We start from the raw sequence: 6,659 nt of genomic DNA, 5'->3' as shown, positions 1-6,659 counted from the left end.
TGTCATGCATTTAAAGAATTTAATAAAAAATCAGAATTTAACTTACAAATTATAAATGCTATTGAAAATAAAAATGGGGCATTAGGGTTATGGAGTACCATTAAACATATAATTGAAAATTTAGTATCAAAAGATGAATCATATATCCTGATCTGCGAGGATGATCATCAATTTACAAAGCATTATTCAAATGATTTTTTGTTTAGCAAGATAGTCGCTGCAAAGGAAAAAGATGCAGACGTCTTATTAGGCGGGGTTAGCTGGTTTAGTGACGTCCTAGAAGTTTCTGATGACTTATTTTGGGTAGACCAGTTTACCGGTTTGCAATTTGCGATAATATTTAGAAAATTCTTTAGAAACATCTTAGAGGCTAAATTTATGGAACAGGATGTAGCAGATCGAAAAATTGCTGATTTAACACCCAATAAGTTTTTAATATATCCATTTATATCTATCCAAAAAGAATTTGGCTATTCTGATGTAACCATTAAAAATAATAAAGAGGGGTATGTTACCCAAATTTTTGAAAAAGCTAGTATGGTTCTTAATAGTTTAAATAGAGTAAAGCAATTTTATAAGCCAAACCTATATGAGTAATCACGAAGATATTATCTTACCTACATATGTGATCAATCTTAAAAGCCGGAATGAAAGATTACACCATATTTTACGACAATTTAAAGCCAGGCCAGAGTTTAACGTTCAACTTGTTGAGGCTTGTGAACATAAAATTGGAGCAATAGGCTTATGGCAGAGTATAGTTAAAATCACAGAAATGGCTATAATAAATGATGATGATGTAATTGTCATATGTGAGGACGATCACGAATTTACAGCTCATTATTGTAAGGATTATTTGATCCAAAATATTATTGAAGCTCATGACCAAGGTGCTGATATTCTCTCTGGTGGGATTGGCGGCTATGGACAAGTTGTACCATTAACTAAAAATAGATATTGGCTCAATACGTTTTTATCTACTCAATTTATTGTAGTCTATAAAAAAATATATAAAAAAATCCTAAACTATAAATTTAAAAAAACAGATGTTGCAGATTTGGTTTTAGCAGGGTTAACCAGCCATAAAATGGTGCTATATCCCTTTATTTCTCGGCAAAAAGATTTTGGATATTCAGATATTACCCCAATGCACAATGAACAGCCCGGTTTGGTGCAAGATATGTTTAAAAGAACCGAAGAAAGGTTACAGAGAATTCAGGAAGCTTATTTAAAATATTCTAATTTATAAATGGTCATCATCAAACTTATGGGGGGGCTAGGTAACCAAATGTTTCAATATGCTTTTGCTTTGATACATATGTTAGGAAATAAAGAAGTAAAATTCGATCTTTCGTATTACGATAGCGATAATAGACATGGTGGTTATTGGTTGGATAAAGCATTCAATATTAATATTGCAAAAGCAAATAAAAGAGATGTTTTCTATTTTATAGAAGCGATAAAAGATGAAGTTGGCAACTTAGGCTATAGGTTAAAGTCCGACAAATTTATCATTGAGGAGGTATTAGAAGAAGAGTCTAGCTATAATCCTGATTTAGCAAATCTGGACGGCGCTCATTTTTCAGGTTACTGGCAAAACGTTAATTATTTTAAGAAAATTGAAAACGAAGTTCGACATCAATTCAGATTTAGGGAATTAGAAAAAGCAGATTTAGGAAATCTAGCAAATAAAAAACAGATCTTAGATAGTAATGCTGTTAGTATTCATATACGAAGAGGTGATTATTTGCAATCGCCAATCCACTTGAATTTGGGGCTAGAGTATTATGCAAATGCAATTGAATATATCGAAATGAAGACCAATGAACCATGGTTTTATATTTTTACGGACGATATGCATTGGGCGAAACAAAATTTGGGACAAGTAAATAATATCCAATATGTAGAAACCAATAAAAAAAATAAATGCCATTTGGATATGTATCTAATGAGTTTATGCAAGCACAATATAATAGCCAACAGCACTTTTAGCTGGTGGGGGGCATGGTTAAATAATAATCCGAATAAAATAGTAATTACCCCAAAAAAATGGTTCAATCACAGTAAAAATATTGATGGGATTTTGCCTAAAGAGTGGATTAAGTTATGAAGATTGCTATTCTATATATCTGTACTGGCAAATACGCTATGTTTTGGGATGGTTTTTTCCAATCGATGGAAAACTATTTTTTGCCCAAAATTACCAAGCACTATTTTGTATTTACTGATCAGAATATAAAAATAAAACCAATTAACAAAAGGGTACATCTCATTGAACAAAAGCATTTGGGTTGGCCATTTGATACACTGTTGAGGTTTCATATGTTTTATGAAATTAAAGATCAACTAACAAAATTTGATTATGTATTTTTTTTAAATGCAAATATGAAATGTGTTGCAGTAATTGACGAAACTATTTTGCCCAAAAAAGAAGATTTAATCGCAGTTGTGCACCCAGGTTTTCACAATCAATCAAGAGAAAATTTTACATACGAAGAAAATCCCAAATCTCTAGCATATGTTGAGAGAAATAGAGGCAAATATTATTTTATGGGCGGATTTAACGGCGGCAGGTCCCGCGCTTACATTAAATTAATAGAAGCATTGGCTTACCGAATTGAAAAAGATTTGAAGAAAGGTATTATCGCTGTTTGGCACGATGAATCGCATTTGAATAGGTATTTGCTTCATCGACTTGTTAAAAAATTAAGCCCGGCATACGGATATCCTGAGGGACTGGCGTTACCATTTGAAAAAAAGATTTTGATTCTAAATAAAAATAAGCTTGGTGGTCATGATTTTTTAAGGTCTAATTTTTTAGCAAAATAGAAATGAAATGTTTCAAAATATTGAATTGTTACCTCTGGGAGTTAGAGTATTGTATCAATCTTTTCTATTTCTGATTTTGGGCTTGGGCATATGATATAATTATGGATAATACATTTTTCTATTATAGAGCGGGTTCTAATTGGAACGGAATTTCTGCAAAGGGTAAAGCATCAAATACATATATTTTAGATAAAATTATTGATTTAACATTGAAAAATTTAGTACCCAAAAGGGAAAAATGAACAAATTGTTCCTGATAAAAGCACCATATAATATATCTATATTGAAAAACTTCACCCACTATAAACAACCCGATCAAATGGATTGTGGCCCTACCTGCCTGCGTATGGTGGCCAAACATTATGGTAAAAATTTTACGCTTCAAAGGGTAAGAGAAATCAGTGGCATCAATCGCGAAGGTGTTTCCATGTTGGGCATTAGCGAGGCTGCTGAAAAGATAGGCTTCCGTACTTTAGGAAGTAGATTGACTTTGGATCAACTTTTGGAAACAGAGCTGCCGGTAATTCTGCACTGGAACCAAAATCACTTTGTAGTACTCTATAAAGTTAAAGGAGACAAATATTATGTTGCCGATCCGGGTAAGGGTTTAATTGTGTATAATCAAAGTGAATTTGTACGGCACTGGTTAAGTACACATGATAATGGACATAGCCAGGGGATTGCGTTAATACTTTCACCAAGTCCGGCATTTTATGATCAGGAAGGAGATAAAAATGAAGGTATTAACTTTACTTTTTTATTGCGTTACCTTTATCGTTACAAACAACTAATTGGTCAGTTGTTTGTAGGCTTAGGGGTTGGTACCTTATTGCAGCTCATTGTACCTTTCCTTACACAGGCTGTGGTTGATATCGGTATCAATACCAAAAACCTTAACTTCATCTACATCATCCTGATTGCACAGACCATGTTGTTTTTAGGACGGATGAGTGTAGATTTTATCCGTTCTTGGATTTTACTGCATGTTAGTACAAGGATCAATATTTCTATTCTGACAGATTTTTTGATCAAGCTGATGAAACTGCCCATGAGCTTTTTCGATACTAAAATGACAGGGGATATTATGCAGCGGATGAATGATCAGCAAAGAATTGAAAGCTTTTTGACCGGGTCTACTTTGAATACCATATTCTCTATGTTTAATTTGGTAATATTTACCATTATACTGGCCTATTACAACATCAACATATTTATCATATTCTTAGTAAGTAGTGTACTCTATTCCCTATGGGTAATGGCTTTTTTAAAAAGGCGCAGAGATTTGGATTTTAAGCGCTTTGATATCTCATCAAAAAACCAGAGTAGTGTGGTACAGTTAATTGGCGGGATGCAGGAAATAAAGTTGAATAATTGTGAGCAGCAAAAACGTTGGGAGTGGGAGCGTTTGCAGGCAGGATTATTTAAGTTTAGTATTAAAAGCCTTTCTTTGGGGCAGTTTCAGCAGGCAGGAGCATTTTTCATTAATGAAGGTAAAAATATCCTGATTACTTTTTTGGTCGCTAAATCAGTAATAGATGGTGATCTTACACTGGGGGGAATGATGGCCGTGCAGTATATAGTAGGGCAGGTAAACAGTCCGATTGAGCAATTATTGGGTTTTATACAATCTTTTCAGGATGCCAAAATTAGTTTAGAAAGGCTAAATGAAATTCATAAAATGGAGGATGAAGAACCGTTGACAAGAAGCTTTTTAAAGGAGCTTCCGGCAAACCAAAGTATATTGATCAATAATGTAAGTTTTACTTATCCTGGTGCTGGTAATGAGCCTGTGTTAAAAGGAATAGATTTAAATATCCCTCACGGAAAAACCACTGCTATAGTCGGTATGAGTGGTAGTGGGAAAACGACGATACTAAAACTTTTGCTGAGATTTTACAGCCCTCAAAAAGGAGATATCAAGGTCGGATCAAGCTACCTTGATCAAATCGGTTATGGCTATTGGCGCATGCAATGCGGTACAGTAATGCAGGATGGTTTTATCTTTTCTGATAGCATTGCCAAAAATATTGCAGTGGCAGATGAATATCCTGATCCAGCCAGGCTACAGCATGCGATTAAGATGGCCAATATTGAAGATCTGATCGAAAGTTTGCCTTTGGGATTAAATACCAAAATTGGTGCTGAAGGCAATGGAATTAGTGCAGGGCAGAAACAACGGATTTTAATTGCACGTGCAGTTTATAAAGACCCAGCCTATATCTTTTTTGATGAGGCCACCAATGCCCTTGATGCCAATAATGAAAGCGTAATTATGGATAACCTGGAAGAATTTTTTAAGGGAAGAACCGTAGTTGTAGTTGCCCACCGTTTAAGTACCGTAAAAAATGCTCATAATATTGTGGTGGTTGATAAAGGAATGATTGTAGAACAAGGTACACATGCTGAACTGACAAAAATGAGGGGTGAATACTTTAATCTGGTAAAAAACCAGTTGGAATTAGGTGCTTAGGCGAAAGACTAAAATTGAAATAAATATGCCATCATATAGAGAAATAGTAACCGTACATAGCGAGGAAGTAAGTGAAATTATTACTGCGGTGCCCTCATGGATATTAAGACGTGGAATTACTTTGATATTTCTGGTTTTGCTTTCAATTGTTTTGATGTCTGCACTTATCCGTTATCCTGACATTATTAAAACTTCTTTAAAGATAAATTCATTAAATGCGCCTAAAGAAGTAATTGCGCATCAGCAAGGCAAACTGGTTAAAATTTTGGTGAAAGAGAATATAATGGTTAACAGTGGTGAGCCACTTGCCTTTATAGAAAGTACAGCCAGGCATGAAGATGTACTTATTTTTGCAACAAAATTAAAAGCTTTAAGGGAATTAGTAAACACTGGAAAACCCATCAATAAGGTGAATTTCGAGACCAAAGGTCTTAATTTAGGAGAATTACAAAACAGTTACCAGTCTTTTTATCAAGAATATATCCAGTTTGCAAATACACAATCTGGCGGTTTCTATCTTGCCCAAAAAGCTTACTTACAAAGAGATATTGGTGAAATACGGAAATTAGAACAGCAGATTTTGCAACAGAAACAGGTACAGGAAAAAGAATACGCAAATATAGCTGAAGAATACGAAGCTTATAAAAAGCTTAAAAGTAAAGAAGTGATTTCTAACAGCGAATTTAAACAGCAGGAAAATAAATATCTTTCTGGTAAATATCCACTGCAGCAAACAGCTACGGCACTGCTCAACAACAACAGTAGCTACCTTAATAAGCAAAAGGAATTGGCTACTTTAGAGAACACCATACGGGAACAACAGGCAAAATTCGTTCAAGCGTTGAATAGTATTATTAGCGACACGGAAGGCTGGTTATTGAAATATGTTGTTTCTTCAACGTCAAAAGGCCACGTAAGTTATGTAGGTATTTTGCAGGAAAATCAGAATGTAATAATGAACCAGCCACTCTTTATGATCAATCCTGGTAATAGTAATTTTTTTGGTGAGGTCCAGATTCCGCAATATAATATGGGCAAGGTGAGGATAGGGCAACGGAGTCTGATTAAATTGCGTAGTTACCCTTTTGAAGAATTTGGTGTGATTAATGGAAAGGTAAGTTATATTACAGATTTTGCATTGAAAGACAGTGTGTTCCTTGCTAAAATAGATTTCCAGCAATTTGAAAAAAAAGATGCCGAACATACCATTATACTTAAACCTGGAATGGTTGCAGATGTTGAAATCGTAACAAAAGAAAGCTCTTTATTGCAGCGGTTTATGCGAAACCTGAATAAGATTTTTGACAAGTAAATATAAATCATAAAAAATTTATTGAAATTTACATCCCTATTAAAAAAC

At 34.2% G+C, this 6,659-nt stretch carries 6 protein-coding genes; all 6 read left to right on the top strand.

Annotated features, from left to right (window positions below; translation table 11 throughout):
- Positions 1-597, top strand: a 597-nt coding sequence (locus AC07YT_RS24900; RefSeq protein ID WP_494945579.1) for a hypothetical protein, incomplete at its 5' end; no start/stop codon positions are given.
- Entirely contained in the window at positions 590-1,249 is a 660-nt protein-coding gene (locus AC07YT_RS24895; protein ID WP_086546996.1) for a glycosyltransferase family 25 protein, read from the top strand. The genes AC07YT_RS24900 and AC07YT_RS24895, both read left to right, overlap by 8 nt.
- Positions 1,250-2,110 (top strand): alpha-1,2-fucosyltransferase, encoded by an 861-nt coding sequence (locus AC07YT_RS24890; RefSeq protein WP_086546995.1) that lies wholly within the window; start codon positions 1,250-1,252, stop codon positions 2,108-2,110.
- Positions 2,107-2,829, top strand: a complete 723-nt coding sequence (locus AC07YT_RS24885) for a family 6 glucosyltransferase (protein WP_086546994.1) — start codon at positions 2,107-2,109, stop codon at positions 2,827-2,829. Before AC07YT_RS24890 ends, AC07YT_RS24885 begins: the two co-directional genes overlap by 4 nt.
- Before the next feature lie 283 nt (positions 2,830-3,112).
- The gene (locus tag AC07YT_RS24880) at positions 3,113-5,299 is read left to right on the top strand and encodes a peptidase domain-containing ABC transporter (protein ID WP_494945578.1); all 2,187 of its coding nucleotides are present in this window, start codon (positions 3,113-3,115) and stop codon (positions 5,297-5,299) included.
- Between the two features lie 25 nt (positions 5,300-5,324).
- Positions 5,325-6,611: an HlyD family secretion protein gene (locus tag AC07YT_RS24875; protein ID WP_086546992.1), complete on the top strand. Its 1,287-nt coding sequence runs from the start codon at positions 5,325-5,327 to the stop codon at positions 6,609-6,611.
- Positions 6,612-6,659 lie beyond the last annotated feature (48 nt).

Source organism: Pedobacter sp. GW460-11-11-14-TSB4, from assembly GCF_059423705.1.
Note: the sequence above shows the minus strand (reverse complement) of the source record. Positions and strands in the feature narration are given on the sequence as shown.

Bases quoted from the DNA above. Each gene is read 5' to 3' on its own strand.
- AC07YT_RS24895 (WP_086546996.1), top strand. From the start codon at position 590: ATGAGTAATCACGAAGATATTATCTTACCTACATATGTGATCAATCTT.
- AC07YT_RS24890 (WP_086546995.1), top strand. From the start codon at position 1,250: ATGGTCATCATCAAACTTATGGGGGGGCTAGGTAACCAAATGTTTCAA.
- AC07YT_RS24885 (WP_086546994.1), top strand. From the start codon at position 2,107: ATGAAGATTGCTATTCTATATATCTGTACTGGCAAATACGCTATGTTT.
- AC07YT_RS24875 (WP_086546992.1), top strand. From the start codon at position 5,325: ATGCCATCATATAGAGAAATAGTAACCGTACATAGCGAGGAAGTAAGT.